The following is a 17,514-nucleotide window of genomic DNA, read 5'->3' on the forward strand; positions in this document are numbered from 1 at the left end:
GATACACCCACTACGTGCGTACCGGTTCAGCACGGACCAGGTGGGAATCTGCGGATTTGGTAATCGAAAGCGATTGCTAAGATCCGGCCAAGCTTCCGTTGACGGGCGCATGGGGATGAAGCTCGAGAATGCTTACCTCGGGTGGGCATCCCCACCGGTAAGGGTGGACGCCTGAAAGTCCTCGGCTGACATGCATGAGCGTTTCGGATCGCTCAAAGACACCGGACGCATATCGACTGCCATACCGGCTTGGTGCGACGACCGGGCCGATGATGGGAAATCGAATTTGGCCGCCGTGGGTATGACCGCATAGCAGCAATCGGCATCCCATCTGAACGCCCCAATGGAATTGATCCGGTGAATGGGAAACCCCAATGACCCATTCCGTGTCTGGGTTCGATGATCCTGTCGAATCGCAATCGCGATGCCGGCGGTCGGTTCTTTGAAACCATGGAAGCTCGTTCCCTACGATCTTTAAGGTTGTGTTGCCGCGTTGGGCTCGATGAATTCCACAACCTAAATCGATCCACCCCAGTCGGTTCATCCTCTCGCAGACCTGCGAAGGATCCGCCAATCGCTTGTCGTGGTTTCCCAAAACAAACAGTTTCCCCAAAGGAGCATCGAGCCCACCTAAAACGGCTTCCATGTCCTCGAGCGCATGCGCGTAATCGACAATATCTCCGGCGATGACGATGAGCTCTGGGCGCTTGGCCTGGATCCAATCGAGCGCGCGGTGGTAGTACCGATTCGCCATTTGCCCGGTGAGGTGGATGTCCGACAAGTGTGCGATTCGAAGTCCTATCAAGTCGGGTGGCAACCCTTTGAATTGCAGTCGCTTGACGTTCGCCTCCGTCCATGCAATCTCGTTTCGCGGGAGCTTTGCCATCCTCGCAAACTTCCGTCCCCGTATCAACGCGCTATGAGGATCGCGATGGTTCCATAGGACTCGTTCGCGGATCGACTCACGATGGTGGGCTTGTGCAAATTGAGGTCTCGCTTCTAACCAAAAGGGAGCCATGACCAACGCGAAGACTGCGGCGAGTCCGCCATAAACCTTGCTAACTGCCTGCCACGATCCGAAATCGCACCACCGAGTAAGAAAGTCACCGCAGGAGATTTCCCATGTAAGGATGACCGCAGGAATGGCGATACCGAGAAGCAAGATCCCTTTTTCGAGGCGCTTGATGGTCACGCGCCGGAGTCCAGTGGAGTTCAGAACGTTGTAGGACGTCACGACTATACCGGCATGACCGATCGCTCCGATCACCAGTAGCATCAGTGTTGCGAGCAATCCCATCATCCGTGATGCGGCCTAATCCTGTAGAAGGCTGGAGGCTCCACCATCAATGCTCCGGCCGCTACCACCTGTTTAAGCGCTCTCTGCCGGTGGTTCCGTCGGAGCGCTATTAGGTTCTGGTCGATAGTCGATGAGGGTTTCCGTGACAAACAGTAACTGTTCCAAGCGGAACGGTTTATAAAGAATGGCTTTTGGATGCAATCCGGCCTGTCTCGCTTTGACGATGGAATGACCTGGATCGTACCCAAATCCGGTCATGAGCGCCATGGGCACATGTTCCATGAGCTTTTGCAAGCGAATCATCAGTTGGTAGCCGGAGTAGTCGGGAAGCTTGATGTCGGCGATGATCAGCTGATAGGGTTCATCTAGTCCCGTTTTGACCATCGCGACCGCTTCGTCGCCGCAGTGGGCCGTTTCTACCACGCAACCATACCGTTCTAACAAAGCATGCGCCTGCAATAAGACTTGCTCGTCAGCATCGACAACCAGAATTCTCTTTCCTCGCAGTTTTGCGTATCCCTCCACCGTGGGTCCGCCGACGGGACTCACATCGGCCGGTGCCATCGACTGGCCGATCGACTGAATCGACTTCCGAACCGACCGAGCCTTGGACAATACACTTCGCAACCGCAGGACGGTATCGGGGTCATGCCCGATATACTTCTCCATCAAATGGACGGCATCGAGGAGCAGCGCATCGATCGGCAACGCAATCGCCGCATGGATCGCTTCAAAGCTTTGATGGGCCGCGTCGTTTCGCTGGGCGACGAGGAGTTCGAGCGTATTCAAGGCCACGGCGACGTCGCGTGCGAAGATCTCCAAGAACTGTTGATCGCTCAAGGAAAAGGAATCGAGTTTTGGGCTCTCGACATTGATCGTTCCGATCACGGTGTCGTGCAACAAAATGGGCACGGTCAGCGAGCTGCGAGCACCCTTGAAGGCCTCCAAGTACATCGGGTCTTTCGTCGTGTCTCGGCAGAGATAGCTCTGGCCACTCGCCGCTACATAGCCCGTTACGCCGTTTCCTTGAGGGCTGGCCATCAAGCGACGGTCCGCGGCGGTCTGGTCGATCCCTACCGAGAGAAGCGGAATCAAGTCCCCTGTGGTCTGCTCTAGCAGCCGAATCTCGATGACTTCGACATTGAGTAAATCCTGCGTGTAGTGGCGGATGTTGTCTTTCAATAGTTCGATCCGCTGATCGACATCCATCAAAAAGATCTCGTCCGGTTTCAAGTCGGTAAGCTTCGCCCCGGCTTGATGGATCGCTGCAAGCTTCTGCTCCTGCAAGATTTCTTCGGTGACATCGCTGAGGGTCACCACTACCTTTTCGGTCTTCGAAGCCCCCGGCGCGGCGTTGTGCAACGGAGCCGCGTGCACATGGTAGTAATGACCGGTCTGGGTTTGGAATGTCGAAGTCGCTTGATTGCCGCTCAAGAAACAGGTTTGAAGCGGACACGCCTCGGTACCCATCAACTCGGGGTTCGCAAGCGCCGAGTAGAAGTTCTCGCCCGTACGACTGACGCCCCCGGTCCATTGCTCAAAGCACTGGTTGGCCCACAAGATCGACATGTCCGAGCCGATCATCGCGACCCCTTCCGGGAGACAGTTCAAAATGTCTTCGGCAGCAACGCCTGCTACGCTGATTTTTGCCACCCCAACCTCCAACGTTTCGTCGAAAGGGTTTGCTGCTCGACCCTAGCCAAGTTCCATCACGCTATCCCTTCAAATATAAAAGACTCCCCCTTTGGAGCAACTCGGATGTTGAATTCTATTGAAATCTACGTGAAATTCAGACGCTTTTTTTCTAGCGATCTCGAAGGCCTCGCCTCGTTGCGAGGGTGTTAAGACGGGCTGTTTGCATCAGCTTTGACTTGTGACAACCTGTTAGCATTAGACTTTACAATAGCCCCCCAACGAGGGCCTGTGTCTCTCCCTTTCCTCGCAATCAGCATTGGGTCGCCATTAAGTGTCTCTCAATGTGATTTAACCACCCAATGATCGGAGCAGCATCCCATGAGCGATCCCCTTCCCCGCTTGCGCACCTTGTCTCGCTTCCTCTCGCTTCTGATGTTTCCAACGGCGATTTCGTCTGTCACGCACCTGCCGGCCGCGGATTGGGAGGCGAAAACCCTCCCGGTGGAACTCACCGTCGGTTACGCGGTCCGCTGCCTTGACATTTCTGGTGACGGGAAGCTCGATATCGCGATTGCAGACGCGAAACGATTCCTTTGGCTCGAGGCACCGGACTGGCGCGTGCATGTGATCCATGCGACCCCGCAGGCCAAAGCGGACAACGTTTGTTTCGCGCCTCGCGATATCGATGGCGATGGCGACATCGACTTCGCCGTCGGTACCGATTGGCAACCCAACAACACGCGTTCAGGTGGAGCGGTCGGTTGGCTCGAGTCTCCCGCCGATCCTCGCGCTCCTTGGAAATATCACCCGATCGAATCGACGTTTCCCACCATCCATCGGATGCAGTGGCTCGATCTGGATGGTGATGCGGACGACGAGCTGGTCGTCGCCCCTCTCAAAGGCCGCAACTCCAATCCACCCGGATTCGACGACCAAGGAGTCGAGTTGACTCGATTCAACGTCCAACGTGGGAACAGCGCGGTCGCTTGGTCGTCCTCTCTCCTGACCAAGTCCTTCACGGTGATGCACAACATCCACCCCTTCCCAAGCCCATGGAACGCGTCGAAAGAGGATCTTCTCACCGCGAGCTTTGAAGGGGTCCACTGGCTCTCCCAACGCTCCGATTCTTCGCTGTCCCGCGTGCAACTCGGTGTTGGTCATGAAGCGGCCGCGCCGGCCCGCGGTGCTAGCGAGGTTCGATTAGGCCAAGCTCCCGAGAATCGTCGCTTCATCGCTACCATCGAGCCTTGGCATGGCAATCAAGTCGTCGTGTACGAACAGCCTGCCTCGTTTCAATGGAAGGAAACCTCGACCCATGCTCCATGGCCCCGCCAAGTCATCGATCGCGAGTTGAAGTGGGGGCACGCGGTCGCCTGCGGTAATCTCGATGACGATCCGGAAGATGAAATCGTCATCGGGGTACGCGACGAAGACTTGCCCCACCGCTGCGGTGTTCGCGTCTATGATCGCGCAATTGACGGCAAATGGATTCGCCAGCTGATCGAGCCCGGGCAAGTGGCCGTGGAAGATCTGGTCCTGGCCGATTTGGATGGTGATGGCAAGCTGGAAATTGTCGCCGTCGGACGCGCTACCAAGAATGCCGTGCTCTATCGCCAAAAACCTTGATCGATCAATCGATCCCGTTGACGGCTCCTTGGACGGCCCCGTTGACTGCGTCGCTTGCAATTTCGCGGCGCAGCAACGATGGCTTGGACGGAGGAGGCTGCTTGGTCAAGTAAACGGGGCGGAAGACACCCCCGGCCCCTTGCCAATCTTCCACGCGAATCGCAACGGTAGCTGTCTCCTTGCGATCTTGAGGTAGCGGAATAGCGATGGTTTGTTCGAAGGCGGTTTGCTTCGTTTCGCGATCTCCGCCGCCACCGCATAGAACGCCATCGATGTAGACTTCAAAGTGATCGTCGACTCCGGTGAAGACGACGTATCTCGCATCCACAGGGATCGCTAATCGCTGCACGTACCAAGCCCAACCATCGAGGCCGCCATACCCCTGTGCGTCCCATTGCTTGGCAATTTCAATTTTCTCCGGTGCTGCGTTGGCTTCGACATCGATATGCCAACGCTTCGCGAGTCCCTCGTTCTTCGGATCGGGTTTAAAGGCCCAACCTTTTCGCTTCAACTCGACTTGAGGGTTTTCCAAATCGAACTCGAACCTCGCGATGGTTTCCGCTGATAGCGCGCGCTGGAACCTGCCATCGATCAACGCCTTGATTCCCTGTTCGATCCAGCGTCCGCAAACAGCTCCGCGTTCGGGGGAATGGGCCATCGTGCTCACCCACATTGCACCTTGACCGACTTTCGCTCCCCAGCATTGGGAGTGAATCCTTACTTCGGCGATGTCATGATTATCCCACAAGAGCGCCCAGGAATCGACTTCGTCCAAGTAATCGGGGCTGCGGAGCACAGGGCCCCCCAGATCCATCGATTGCAATTCGGTTGCCATGCTCGCAAGCACCGCGTCCCCAACATGCGTGCAACTGACCGCCGGAGCGCCTCGTAGGAACCAGTGGTCGGATGTGATGAGCGAACCGACTCCGCCATCGGGCAGCAACACCAGCTTTCCGCCGTTGCGAACCCAAGTCAATAATTCCCGATCGAGCCTTCGCGCGACCGCAACACGGTTCACCGGGGTCTTTGAATTCCAAGCACCTGCGAAGAAACCATCGAGCGGATCTCCAAGTCGCACACTCTCGGCGCTGCGGTGGCGAACCCCTTGCACCGAAGGAGGGATGATCGATTCGGTGTCGATCAGCCACAGGTTCCAAGCGTTCGACGCGACGGCACTCTCGGAACGAGATCCTTCAGTCCAGCGAACGGAAAAGGTTTGTTTGGAAATTGCCTTGTTTGTATCGCCGGATAGAGTGTTCGGGTCGCAGGTCCACTCGAGCGTTGTCATTCCCGCTTGGCGTAGCGCTCGGGCGGAGGTGATCGGTGCGTTGTTCGGTAACTCGGGCTCCGGGATGATGGGCCATTCGAATTGCTTCCCACCGAACTCTATTGTCGCAACGCCTGATTCGCCGCGTGTTTCCAGGAAATGGACTTTCCCGGAGATGGGGTCAGATGTTCGGAAGCTTCTTCGGTCTTGCTCGGTTTCCCAAGCAATGGCTTGATCGCGATGCCAACTCCAATCCTCAGGCGACGACTTCGGTCGACCGAAGAAGTCGATCAAGCCCATCGAGGCGAATGGGAAATCGCGGATCACGCTGACGGTATATCCCTGTCGCGGCATTTGAAATCGATACCGTTCGATCTGAAATTTTCGCATCTCCATGGCATAGGAAAAGGAGGAGGTCGGATCGAATCTCTCGCCGAGATAGCTCTCCAACCGTTGCATCGCAGGTTCGAGCTGGTCAGCGGACAAAAGGCGATGTGGCTTTTTGGGCATCGGTGCATCCTCAGGTTTCGAAAACCAGGTATCGGCTGCGATGGCTTCCCCGAGCACCAGCGGTTTGGGATCGCGCTGCGCCATGTGATCTTCTAGACGCTGCAAGGTTTGATTCCAAGTATGGTTGTTTCCGTAGGGATGGTCGTCGTAAATGTCGTGCACTCGATGCCAACCGATCCAGCTGCTATCGTCTTCGACAATCGCACCGGGGATCGCCCGGTGAGCGCGATCGTACAGCTCTCGCACGACATCGATGTCTGCGGAATGACCCGTCTCGCAGGTCAAGCTTCGGAGGACGATCGACGGGTGATTGCGATCGTAAGCAAAGAACTCTTCGTATTCTTGGACCAAGGGAGCTCGAAACTCCTTGGTCAACTTTGGGTGCCAGGTGGGGTACTCCATCCAAGCCAAGATGCCCATCTCATCGCACAGCTCGAAGTAGCGTTTGGGGGGGACCCAAAGGCAGAACTTCATCATGTTGAAGCCACGTTCCTTCGCGAACTCGAGCTCGCGTCGCATCCATGTCTCATCCGAGGTGGGGCAGAGTTTAGGAGGCGCATATCCCCAATTCAAAACACCGCGAAGGATCAATGGCTCCCCGTTGAGATAGATCTCTCTCCCTTTCGTTTCGACGCGACGGATCGCGCTTTGAAAGCGATAGCGATCGACGATGCGTTGCGAAGTCTTCTCCCGTAGAAGCACTTCAAAGGAATAGCGGACGGGAGTTTGGGGTGACCAATTCGTCCATGGATCCGAAGCAGGCCGCGTTTTTCGAAACTCTACCTGCATTCCCTGGGGAGAGAGCTCCTGCCATTCGATCTTCTCGTCGTCGTAGCCCAATTCCTTCAAACCGATTTCCAAAGCGACGTTGCTGGGATCAGGTCTTTGTACAGAAGTCTTGACGGCTAGAGAGCTATCGGTCCATCCGCCAGCGAACAAGGTGAGGTCGTCGAGAAATGCTGGTCCGCTGGTTTGGATGAGCGAGACCGGTTTCCAGATTCCGCCGAAGTGTGGAATGAAGACGGGGAGGAAGCCTTGCGTGTTATGTCCTACTTTCTCGTCGACATCAACGCTTAGCACAGCACCGGGGTGGTAACGGTCGGTGATATCGATTCGAAACGGCGTCCAGCCTCCCAAGTGTTCGCCGATTTTTGCGCCATCGAGCCGAATGACCGCATGCGTAGCGACCCCGTCAAAGTGAAGGAGCAGGCGACCCGTCTCGTGGAGAGTCTCTATGGGAGGCAACGCGGTTTCGTAGGTTGCCATGCCATCGAACGAATCCCCGAGTACTGATTCCCACGATTGATTGGTATCGATGGAACGCCACACCTCGGTCCCTTTGGCTTTCACTTTCCAACCGGTTAGTTCACGGTCCTTCCGAAGAGGCGTTTTTGCGGCGCGATCGATGATCTGCGCCGATCCGGAAACAGGAACGGTGAAGAGTGCGAAACAGCAGAGAAAGATTCGAAGGAGCGGTGGCATAGGTGGTAATTGGCGGGAGTATCATTGACGACCGGTCATTATTCTAATAGCTGATCCGGTGCATTACCTCCCACTCGCGTCTTGTTATGCCGTTATCCGACACCATTCCATCGATTCGCATTCTTTCCGTCAATCAAAAACCAGTCCTCGGCGGTGACGGTACGCTCGGCGGTGACTATGTTCTCTATTGGATGACCGCGTTTCGTAGAACGCGATACAACTTTGCGCTCCAGCGGGGAGTCGAGTGGGCGAATCGGTTAGGGAAGCCGTTATTGGTATTCGATGCTCTGCGATGCCATTACCGTTGGGCCAGCGATCGGTTTCATCGGTTTATCATCGACAGCATGCGAGATACCGCTCGTTCCGTCATCGCGTCGAACGCATCTTACTGTTCTTATGTCGAGCCGGTGGCCAATCACGCGCATGGGCTCATCGAAGAATTGGCGAAGCGAGCGTGTGTTCTGGTCAGCGATGATTTTCCATGCTTCTTTCATCCGACAATGGTCAGGATGGTGGCCTCCCGAGTTCCTTGCGGGATGGAGATCGTCGACTCGAACACGATTGTTCCGATGCGCGAGATGGATAGGACATTCACGGTGGCCCACTCCTATCGCCGTGCCATGCAAAAGGTCGTGTCGGAGACCTTCCCAGTTTTTCCGCTGGAGGAGCCGTTGCGTTATTTGGAAACGGCCAAGTTGCCAGAGTTACCTCGTTCATGGACCGAGCGATACGGATTGAAGCTGGATCGCGGTTCGCTGGAAGATTTGGAACGGATCGAGATTAGAGAACTTCCAATCGATCATTCCGTTTTCCCCACGGGAGAGCAAGGAGGCGAGGTCGAGGCTCGCAAGGTGCTGGATCGTTTCGCGAGCCGGCGGCTTGCAACGTATGCCGAAGACCGCAACGAGCCGGAGAAGGCAGGGTCGAGTTGGCTATCTCCTTATTTGCACTTCGGGAATATCAGCCCTCACGAAGTCTTTTTAGCGATTGCCAAGGAGACGGATTGGTCGACCAGCAAACTTTCCAAGCCGAATGGGAAGATGGAAGGTTTTTGGAACATGGGAGCGGATGCCGAGGCGTTTATGGACCAGTTGATGACGTGGCGCGAGATCGGGTTCAATATGTGTGTGCGCGATCCCCATTACATGCGATACGAATCGTTGCCAGAATGGGCCCTCACTACCTTGGCCGACCACGCTGGCGATCGACGTGAGACCGTATACGACTTGGAGCAATTCGAGAAGGGAGCGACCCACGATGCGCTTTGGAATGCAGCGCAGAGGCAATTGGTTCGGGAGGGGCGCATCCATAATTACTTGCGCATGCTTTGGGGCAAAAAGATTCTCCGTTGGAGCGAGTCCCCGCAGGAAGCGCTTCGCATCATGATCGAGCTCAACAACAAGTATGCGTTGGATGGTCGAAATCCGAACTCCTATAGCGGCATCTTTTGGGTGCTCGGCCGGTACGATCGGGCATGGGGGCCCGAGCGACCCATTTTTGGAAAGGTTCGTTACATGACGAGCGAATCGACCGCGAGCAAGTTTTCCGTCAAGAAGTACATCCGGACGTATGGGGCCGATGGAGGCAATGGGTTATTCGATCAAGGGAATCGGTAGTCTGGATTCTCGACATCAAAATCCAAATCGGAGAGACCGACGTTGAATTGAAGATCGGAATAGATGTACTCCTCTTCTAGGAGTGGCTCGCCGCCTTCTTCGCGGGGCCATAGGTAGCTCGCGTATTTGATCGGTACCAATTCGTCGCGATCGAACCAGATTTGCGCTTTATAGAACTCGTGATCGTCCGCTTGCCCGTTCTGCATGAACTTTCGATCGGGATGGATCACTTCGATCAGTTCGCACGCCCGCCCTGCGACTTCTTGATCGACCGAGCGACGGACTTCGCAATCTCCTCGCAGTCGATCTCGTTCCCCTTTCTCGACCAATTTGATGATCAGTTTCTCGATTCCCACTTCGGTGATGGGATAACGATTGCCGCGCATGGCGAGTTGGCTGTTGGGGGAAAGTTCGACCGTCAAGAGTCCGAGAAATCCCGCCTCGTGGGCTTTGAGCATCCCGTTGTACTTGTTTGGGGCGTAGATCACCTCTCGCCCGGCTTGGGCTTTGGGTTCCAAGAATCGAAAGTAAACATCGACTCCGCGTAAGTTCCTTTCCGGGATCAGTTCGCGGTATTTGAGTTTCATCGACATCTTCGTCGTCGGAGCGAGACTTTTCCCGATTCGCTCCGTCTTGATCAAGTTGGCTGTGTAGTCGTAGTGATTCTCGCGATGGCGAGCCAGAGCATTGCGGGCCAACTCCAGGACTTCATCCAAGGCATGTTTGGCGACCGCGGGCTCGTCCTGTTTCGCATGGTTGGTGGCGTTGTCGACATCCGCAACGATGGGTATCGCGAGCGCATCGCGTCCTGGATGGGCGTTTTGGTGCTGATCGCTGGGAGGATGATCGGATGAAGTGGAGGTGACCACGTCCCCTGTCGTCGCCTGTTTCCACCAACGCCAGCCCAGGAATAGGGTAAGGGAGAGGAAGAGCGTGATTCCGGCCAGCAGCAAGCCTAGTCGTGAAGACCGAACTCGGTCCCTTTGTCGATCCATGGCTGAATCTCTTCCTGGGTAATGGTACGTGATAGGTCGAATCCGCGACTGGTCAAAGAAAAATCGCGGTAAATATGGTGCATAACCAGCCCCAACGCGCAGAGCTGGCGGAATCCTTCTAGGAACCGGACAGTTACTTCAGGGACATTTGGGTCGCGAAAGGCGATCGTTTGCGTTTCATCCACTTCGATGTAGACCGCCAAGAGGCGCGAGGGAGCTTCGAAAGCCGTGTTGAGCGCTTTGAGTTCGATGACTCCCCGATCGCGCGCCGCAACGAGGATTGCTTTGGCTTCCGGCAAGAGAGAATCCACTGTGGGTAACTCTGCGGAAGATAATCTCACCATAGACTCGCTGCTAAGTTGTGATAAGGCGACTAATACCGGCGCGACGGCTCCGAGTGCTTCCCAGCTACCGCTCAAATAACTATCGAGCGGCTGCATTTTGGTCACGCTGCGAATGGGTTGACTGAAGTCGCTGTCCATGAGGGATACGGGATTTCAAAGGAAATATGGATTGTCGGACCCGGGGATCGAACGCATAATCCTACGCCATTGAATGGAGGATTACACCTCCCGTTTGCAGGACACATCGGTCGTTTCGGCGGCTTATAGGCTGCAAGCATCCGTATTTTTCTGGTATTCCTCTCGGAGACACTGGTATGGCTCTCGTTCCCCTTCGCAAAGTCCTCGATCACGCAGCCGAGAATGGATACGGCGTCGCTGCTTTCAATGTGAACAACATGGAACAGATCCAATCCATCATGGAAGCGGCCAAGGAAACGAACTCGCCAGTCATCATCCAAGCGTCGCGCGGTGCACGGTCGTACTCACAAGACGCGTTTCTCCGACACTTGATGCTCGCAGCGGTCGAACTCTATCCAGAGATTCCGATCGTCATGCACCAGGATCACGGCAATTCCCCTGCGACCTGCCTCTCCGCGATCGAAAACGGATTCACCTCGGTCATGATGGATGGTTCGCTCATGGAAGACGGCAAGACTCCCGCTTCTTACGAGTACAACGTCAACGTGACCAAAGAAGTGGTCAAGATGGCGCATGCTCGCAATGTTTCAGTCGAAGGGGAGCTCGGATGCCTTGGCTCGCTCGAGACCGGCGGCGGTGAAGCGGAAGATGGTCACGGTGCCGAAGGAGTTCTCAGCCATGACCAACTCCTCACCGATCCCGAGGAAGCAGCTCGCTTCGTGGCAGAAACCAACGTCGATGCCCTGGCTGTGGCGATCGGTACCAGCCATGGTGCCTACAAGTTCACCCGCAAGCCGGACGGTGAAGTGTTGGCGATGTCTCGCATCGAAGCGATCCATGCCAAGGTCCCCAACACCCACTTGGTCATGCACGGTTCCAGCAGCGTTCCACAAGAACTGCAGGACATCATCAACAAGTACGGTGGGTCGATGAAGCAGACTTGGGGGGTGCCCGTCGAGGAAATCCAACGAGGTATCAAGAGCGGTGTTCGCAAAATCAACGTCGATACCGACTGCCGCATGGCCATCACCGGTGCGATTCGCAAGGTTCTCGCGGAGCATCCAGACAAGTTCGATCCTCGCGATTACTTGAAGCCAGCGCGCACGGCGATGAAGCAAGTCTGCATGGACCGCATGATTGCCTTTGGCCAAGCCGGCAACGCCAGCAAGATCAAGTAAGTAGTAGCCGTTTTCTAAATGGTTTTTTAGCCCGTCGTTCTAACCCAATGCGGGCTTCAGCTCTTGGCGGAAGATCTCGACACCGTCCAGATTCTCGACGATGATCGCTAGGGAGTTCTCATCCCCCACGATGCGGGTCAGCGTAGCGATCTCCCATTGCGGCCCTCCCATCACGATTTGTGCGGGAAGCCCATCGGCGGCGGTATCGAGTCGAGCGCGGTGCATGTGTCCACTCACGATCGCCTGTACTTTGGCATCGACCAGGGATGGCATCCAAGCTTTCGCGCCGAACCCTGAGTAGTACGCATAGCCTTCCATCGACATGCCGTCGCTGTGGCCTGGCAGTCCCCGAAGCGGGATATGGCAGATCGCCAATCGGTAAGGAGCGGACTTGAATTCCGCTTGCTTCACGGCGTTGGCGAGCCACGCCGCTTGCTGATCGCGGTAGGGTTCGTATGCCGCAGTCCCTTGGAAACTTGGATGCGCATCCGGTTTATCTTCCCCGGTGTCGAGCGTCACCATGGCCATCGGACCGATCCGATGGAGCGAACAGTAGGGCGTGTGAAGAGTGCTCCCGGCAGAGCCGCAAGGCCATCCGGGCAAACAGGTCTGCAATTGGTAAGCAAGTCTTCCGCGGACATCGTGATTGCCGGGGACGAAGATCAACGGCCGCGTCGAGGCCCAGCCACCACCATCTTTTTCGCCCGTCTTCCCGGGCCCGAGCAGGATGGAAGCAACATCCTTGCCGGGGTGGAAGTCGTTGCAAGTATCTCCATTCCAAATCAACCAATCAGGATCATACGATTCGATTCTCTCGCAAAGTTTTGCGATGGTTTTCCCGTTCTCGTGCGTATCGTTCACCACAGCGATATGGATACGATTCGGGTTATTGGGAAATGCTCTTAAGCAATGGACTGTACCGATGTCCTCTTCGCCGTATTCCACATTTCGATCGACGACCCGCAACGGTACGGCGTGCAGTCGGTAGTAGATCGGTGCATCGGCAAGTTCCGATCCATGATGAACGTGGATCGCGAGCGCCAGATCGGAGGCGGTCTTCAGGCCGTGGTGTTGTCCAATGGCACGGCGATCCAATTGGTCCGGTGATGTGCCCCATTCCACCCAACCTGTGGCTAACGCGTTCACTTGAAAGACCACCGTGAATCCGGTTGGAGTTCGATGCTGCACCACGGGGGGGCTGGCAATCACGGTGCTAGCGCTAGAGGGGCTATCGCTAGAGGGGCTAGTGCTAACGGCGCCTGATCCCTTCGCAGGATTGTTGGAGGTGGATGGCAGTTCTTGGGCACGGAGCAAGCAATCGGCGGAGAGAGCGAAGGCGGTGAGGGGGGCAGCGCCCAGCAAGAGTCGGCGGTGGAGCATGGGAGGGAATGTTCGTGGAGTGGGGAGGGATGGGGGCAGACAATCGATCCTTGAGTTTAGACAGGTGCACGGGTCCGTGCCACCTACTAGGACGGATGTTCGGGTGTCGATCGCGCAGATTTGATAAGATGGTGTGACCGCCGCTTCGAACTTCTCTGATGAGGATGGAATGATGAAATCAATGCTTGCACGAACAATTGCCGTTGGAACGCTACTGGCCATTGCAAACGGATCGTTGGCTACTGCCGCCGATTGGACTCAATTTCGGGGGAACCATCGCGATGGCAAGTCCGATGAGAAGGGGCTTGCGAATCAATGGCCCACCGAGGGTCCCAAGCTGTTGTGGCAAGCGAACCAGCTGGGAAGCGGTTACTCCTCCCCTTCGGTAGCAGGAGGGCTTGCTTATCTGATCACCAATCAAGGTCTGGAAACGGAAGAGGCGATCGCGATCTCCATGGAGGACGGAAAGGTTCAATGGAAAACCAAATTGGGGAAGGTTGGCGCCAATCGCGGGCCGCAATATCCCGGTAGCCGCTCGACTCCGACCATCGACGGGGATCGCATCTACGCGCTGGGTTCCGACGGCGATCTCGCTTGTTTGGATGCCAAGCGCGGCACGGTTCTCTGGACCAAGAATCTACAGAGGGACTTAGGGGGCAAGCCCGGTTCTTGGGCTTACACCGAATCTCCTCTTATCGATGGCGATCGGCTCATCTGTTCACCGGGTGGTCCCGATGCCACGGTGGTCGCTTTGCAAAAGGGGACCGGCGAATTGATTTGGAAGTGTGCGACCGAGGAAGGGGACGAAGCCAGTTACTCCTCTCCGATCCAAGCGGAGATAGACGGCGTACCCCAATATGTGCTGTTCCTTTCCAAGGGAGTGGCTGGCATCGACGCGAAGACGGGAAAGTTCCTGTGGCGTTATAAGAAGACGGCCGATCAAGCGGCCAATGTTCAAACACCCGTCGTCAGCGGCAATTTTGTATATACCGGTGCGAGCCGAGTCGGGGGTTCGGTCGCAGCGATTACCAACGGCGCGACGGAGGCCAAGGAGGTTTACTTCAGCAAGACCTTGCCGACCGGAATGGGTGGTGCGGTTCTGGTGGGGGATTATCTCTATGGAACGTCAGGGCCTACGATACTTTGTGTGAAGTATTCGACGGGCGAGATCCAATGGCAGGAGCGGAGCATTGGAGCCAGTTCGATTTGCTATGCCGATGGAAAGCTTTACTTGCACGGGGAGAACAACGACATCGCCGTCGTCGAAGCCAACCCTACCGCGTACAAATTGCTTGGAAAGGCAACGCCCCCCAACGCACCCGAGCGCGGCCAATCGAAAGCTTGGACCTATCCCGCCATCTCCGATGGCAAGATGCTCGTCTTTGACGCCGGTTCACTCTGGTGTTACGACATACGGTAACAGGCTGCTGTTAGCCGGGAGCGAACGCTGCTTGCCGGGAGCGAGCCGTGGCTTGTCTAGGCCATTTGTTGTTTGCGAAAGCGTCCTGGAGTGATTTGGTAGCGTCGTTTGAAGACGACGTTCATGTATTCTGGGTGTTCAAATCCGCAGCGATTCGCGATCTCTTCCATGGGAAGATCGGTTTCTTGAAGCAGACGTCGCACCCGTTCCATGCGAACGCGTGCGATCATTTCGTGCGGTGTGGTTCCGGTTGCTTCTACGAATTGGTACTCCAGTTTTCGACGGGATAGAGGGGTGTGTTGGAGCACGTGGCTGACATCGATTCCGTCGCAGGCATGATCTCGAATGAACCGGACCGCTGCGGCGATATCGGGGTTGGATACGGCGGTTACATCGGTCGATTGTCTCGATTCGATACCGAGAGGTTTGAGCAGAATCGATTCGGGTAGCGATTTTGGAGGACCTTTGGTGGTTCGTCTCGGGCAGCGTTGCATCCAAGCATCGAGGAGTTCGGCGGCTCGTTGCCCCGCGCCGCGCGCGTCGGGGATAACGCTGGAGATGGATGGGTGAGCCAGGTTGCAGACGATGGGATCGTTATCCACACCGACAACGGCGATTTGTTCGGGGACTTGGATGCCCAGATTTCGGCAATGGTCCAAAACGATTTGGGCTTGGATGTCGAACGCGCAGAAGAGACCAACCGGTTTGGGAAGGGAATCGAGCCAGTGGTCCATGGGGGACTCCGGTGATTTGCGCGAAACCGACTTGGCGAATTGCGATTGGGATCGGAACTCCGTCCAGTGGACCGAGATATCGAGTCCGGCATCGAGGCAACGCCGTTCGAATTGTTCGCCGCGCCACAAGGCCCAGTTGAAGCCCCGAGGGCCGCAGAATGCAAAATGCCGGAACCCGCGTTCCCGCAAATGCTCGAACGCCAGATCGGCCACTCGAACGTCATCGGTTTCCACCCAAGGGATGTTGGGGACTCGCCGCGCCGCGCTGACGTCGATCGTGGGGACTTGCAATTGCGAGACCGCCGACGCGATCGCTTCGGTCTCGATCCGAGCGATCACCCCGTCCCCTTTCCAGTCGCTGAGCCAATCCGGTGGGCTGGCCCCCCGCTCCAACTCGGGGAGATAGACCGACCACTGATCCCGCGTCCGCTGGTACTCCACAATCCCTTCGAGAATCCCCCGCGCGTACGCATTGGATGTCTCGATCAAGAGCGCCACCGTTTTCCGTTGTTTGGTCATTTGTAAAAAACCTCAATTTTTTTGCGCATTTTATCATAGTCCAAAGGCCGGCTTTAATCCAATATTTAGGACATGCCAGCGGGAAACTGAGCGCGCTTGGGTCGCGTTAAAGGAATTCTCGCTGCCGTAGGGGGTTGCGTTCCCTCTCGTTCCTTTCCAAGCATCTCAGGTAAAAGACGTGTCCAAGAAGTTCAATGTCGCCATGGTTGGTCTCGGATTTGGCTCCGAGTTCATTCCTATCTACCAGCGTCATCCCCATGCCAACGTCACCGCGATTTGTCGCCGCAACGAGCACGAACTGAATGAGGCGGGGGACAAGTTTGGGATTGCGAAACGCTACACCGAATTCGACAAAGTTCTCGAGGATCCCGATATCGATTTCGTTCACATCAACTCGCCGATCCCCGATCACGCTTGGATGAGCATGCGAGCCCTCCAGGCGGGGAAGCATGTGATGTGCACAGTACCCATGGCGACCAACATCGAAGATTGCGACAAGATATGCCAATTGGTGGCCGACACCGGTAAGAAATACATGATGGCCGAAACGGTCGTCTACAGCCGCGAGTTTTTGTTCATCAAAGAGATGTTTCAAAAGGGAGAGCTTGGAAAGATTCAGTACATGGCAGCAAGTCATCCGCAGGACATGGATGGGTGGCCGGAGTATTGGGAGCGGATGATCCCCATGCACTATGCCACGCACGTAGTCTCGCCTGTTCTGGGGTTGGTCAACGGTCGAGCCGAGTATGTTTCTTGTTTTGGTTCCGGAACGATTCGCGACGAGTTGGCCAAGAAGTCAGGGAACAAGTTCGCGGTTGAAACCTGCCATATCAAGATCAAGGATTCCGACATCGCCGCCCACATTTGGCGATTCCTTTTCGACACCGCGCGGCAGTACCGCGAGAGCTTCGACGTCTACGGTACCAAGAAGAGTTTCGAGTGGTCGCTCGTCGAAGGAAAGAATCACATTCTCCACACGGCGAAGCTTCCCGAGCACGAGATTGCCAGCGAGGTCGTAGTTCCCGACTATGCGCATTTGCTCCCTGAGCCGATTCGAGTTTTCACGCAATCGATTCAAGACGCTGATCACTTATCGTTTATTCAAGGTGGTGGGCATGGTGGCTCCCACCCCCATTTGGTCCACGAGTTTGTGAGCGCTTTGGTAGAGAATCGGGACCCATGGCCTAACGCGGTAACCAGCGCCAACTGGACCTGCGTTGGCATATGCGCCCACGAAAGCGCTGTAGCGGGTGGTCAAGTTGTCCAGCTCCCCGCTTTCACCCTGCAATAGCCAACCCTATCGCAAACGACCGTTCGTTTGCGATAGAACCCGTCCTTCCTTCCCATCCATCATCGTAGCCCCATCGAGAACT

At 56.0% G+C, this 17,514-nt stretch carries 12 protein-coding genes; 5 read left to right on the forward strand and 7 right to left on the reverse strand.

Annotation, left to right across the window (positions count from 1 at the left end):
- Nucleotides 1-76: 76 nt before the first annotated feature.
- Together SH467x_RS10165 and SH467x_RS10170 are read right to left on the reverse strand one after the other, a co-directional pair.
- Nucleotides 77-1,300, reverse strand: a complete 1,224-nt coding sequence (locus SH467x_RS10165; RefSeq protein WP_482371156.1) for a metallophosphoesterase — start codon at nt 1,298-1,300, stop codon at nt 77-79.
- Nucleotides 1,301-1,369: 69 nt separating this feature from the next.
- Nucleotides 1,370-2,950: a response regulator gene (locus SH467x_RS10170; protein ID WP_482371157.1), complete on the reverse strand. Its 1,581-nt coding sequence runs from the start codon at nt 2,948-2,950 to the stop codon at nt 1,370-1,372.
- A 360-nt stretch (nt 2,951-3,310) separates the two neighbouring features.
- Here SH467x_RS10170 and SH467x_RS10175 point away from each other — a divergent pair, with 360 nt between their 5' ends.
- Nucleotides 3,311-4,558 carry a VCBS repeat-containing protein gene (locus SH467x_RS10175; protein ID WP_482371158.1) on the forward strand — a complete coding sequence of 416 codons (1,248 nt, stop codon included), beginning with the start codon at nt 3,311-3,313 and terminating at the stop codon, nt 4,556-4,558.
- 4 nt (nt 4,559-4,562) lie between these two features.
- Here the strand turns inward: SH467x_RS10175 and SH467x_RS10180 are convergent, their stop codons facing one another.
- Nucleotides 4,563-7,817 carry a glycoside hydrolase family 2 TIM barrel-domain containing protein gene (locus SH467x_RS10180; RefSeq protein WP_482371159.1) on the reverse strand — a complete coding sequence of 1,085 codons (3,255 nt, stop codon included), beginning with the start codon at nt 7,815-7,817 and terminating at the stop codon, nt 4,563-4,565.
- 86 nt (nt 7,818-7,903) lie between these two features.
- Here SH467x_RS10180 and SH467x_RS10185 point away from each other — a divergent pair, with 86 nt between their 5' ends.
- Nucleotides 7,904-9,433: a cryptochrome/DNA photolyase family protein gene (locus SH467x_RS10185; protein ID WP_482371160.1), complete on the forward strand. Its 1,530-nt coding sequence runs from the start codon at nt 7,904-7,906 to the stop codon at nt 9,431-9,433.
- Here SH467x_RS10185 and SH467x_RS10190 read toward each other — a convergent pair.
- Nucleotides 9,418-10,428, reverse strand: a complete 1,011-nt coding sequence (locus SH467x_RS10190; RefSeq protein WP_482371161.1) for a DUF1571 domain-containing protein — start codon at nt 10,426-10,428, stop codon at nt 9,418-9,420. The genes SH467x_RS10185 and SH467x_RS10190 overlap by 16 nt on opposite strands.
- A complete protein-coding gene (locus SH467x_RS10195; RefSeq protein WP_482371162.1) occupies nt 10,389-10,910 on the reverse strand; it encodes a hypothetical protein in 522 nt (173 codons plus the stop codon). The genes SH467x_RS10190 and SH467x_RS10195 overlap by 40 nt, the downstream gene beginning before the upstream one ends.
- 176 nt (nt 10,911-11,086) lie before the next feature.
- Between SH467x_RS10195 and fba the strand changes: the two genes are divergently transcribed.
- A complete protein-coding gene (fba, locus tag SH467x_RS10200) occupies nt 11,087-12,088 on the forward strand; it encodes a class II fructose-bisphosphate aldolase (RefSeq protein ID WP_482371163.1) in 1,002 nt (333 codons plus the stop codon).
- Nucleotides 12,089-12,127: 39 nt separating this feature from the next.
- Here fba and SH467x_RS10205 read toward each other — a convergent pair whose 3' ends face one another.
- Nucleotides 12,128-13,468 (reverse strand): metallophosphoesterase family protein, encoded by a 1,341-nt coding sequence (locus tag SH467x_RS10205; RefSeq protein WP_482371164.1) that lies wholly within the window; start codon nt 13,466-13,468, stop codon nt 12,128-12,130.
- 181 nt (nt 13,469-13,649) lie between these two features.
- Between SH467x_RS10205 and SH467x_RS10210 the strand changes: the two genes are divergently transcribed.
- Complete coding sequence (locus tag SH467x_RS10210; protein WP_482371165.1) at nt 13,650-14,888, forward strand: PQQ-binding-like beta-propeller repeat protein; 1,239 nt, start codon at nt 13,650-13,652, stop codon at nt 14,886-14,888.
- Between the two features lie 56 nt (nt 14,889-14,944).
- Here the strand turns inward: SH467x_RS10210 and SH467x_RS10215 are convergent, their stop codons facing one another.
- Entirely contained in the window at nt 14,945-16,141 is a 1,197-nt protein-coding gene (locus tag SH467x_RS10215) for a XylR family transcriptional regulator (RefSeq protein WP_482371166.1), read from the reverse strand.
- Nucleotides 16,142-16,343: 202 nt separating this feature from the next.
- On the opposite strand from SH467x_RS10215, the gene SH467x_RS10220 reads away from it, so the two are divergent.
- The gene (locus tag SH467x_RS10220) at nt 16,344-17,432 is read left to right on the forward strand and encodes a Gfo/Idh/MocA family protein (RefSeq protein ID WP_482371360.1); all 1,089 of its coding nucleotides are present in this window, start codon (nt 16,344-16,346) and stop codon (nt 17,430-17,432) included.
- Nucleotides 17,433-17,514: the final 82 nt, after the last annotated feature.

The organism is Brakhagea slesvicensis (assembly GCF_052161625.1).
Taxonomy (GTDB): domain Bacteria; phylum Planctomycetota; class Planctomycetia; order Pirellulales; family Pirellulaceae; genus JBKCUI01.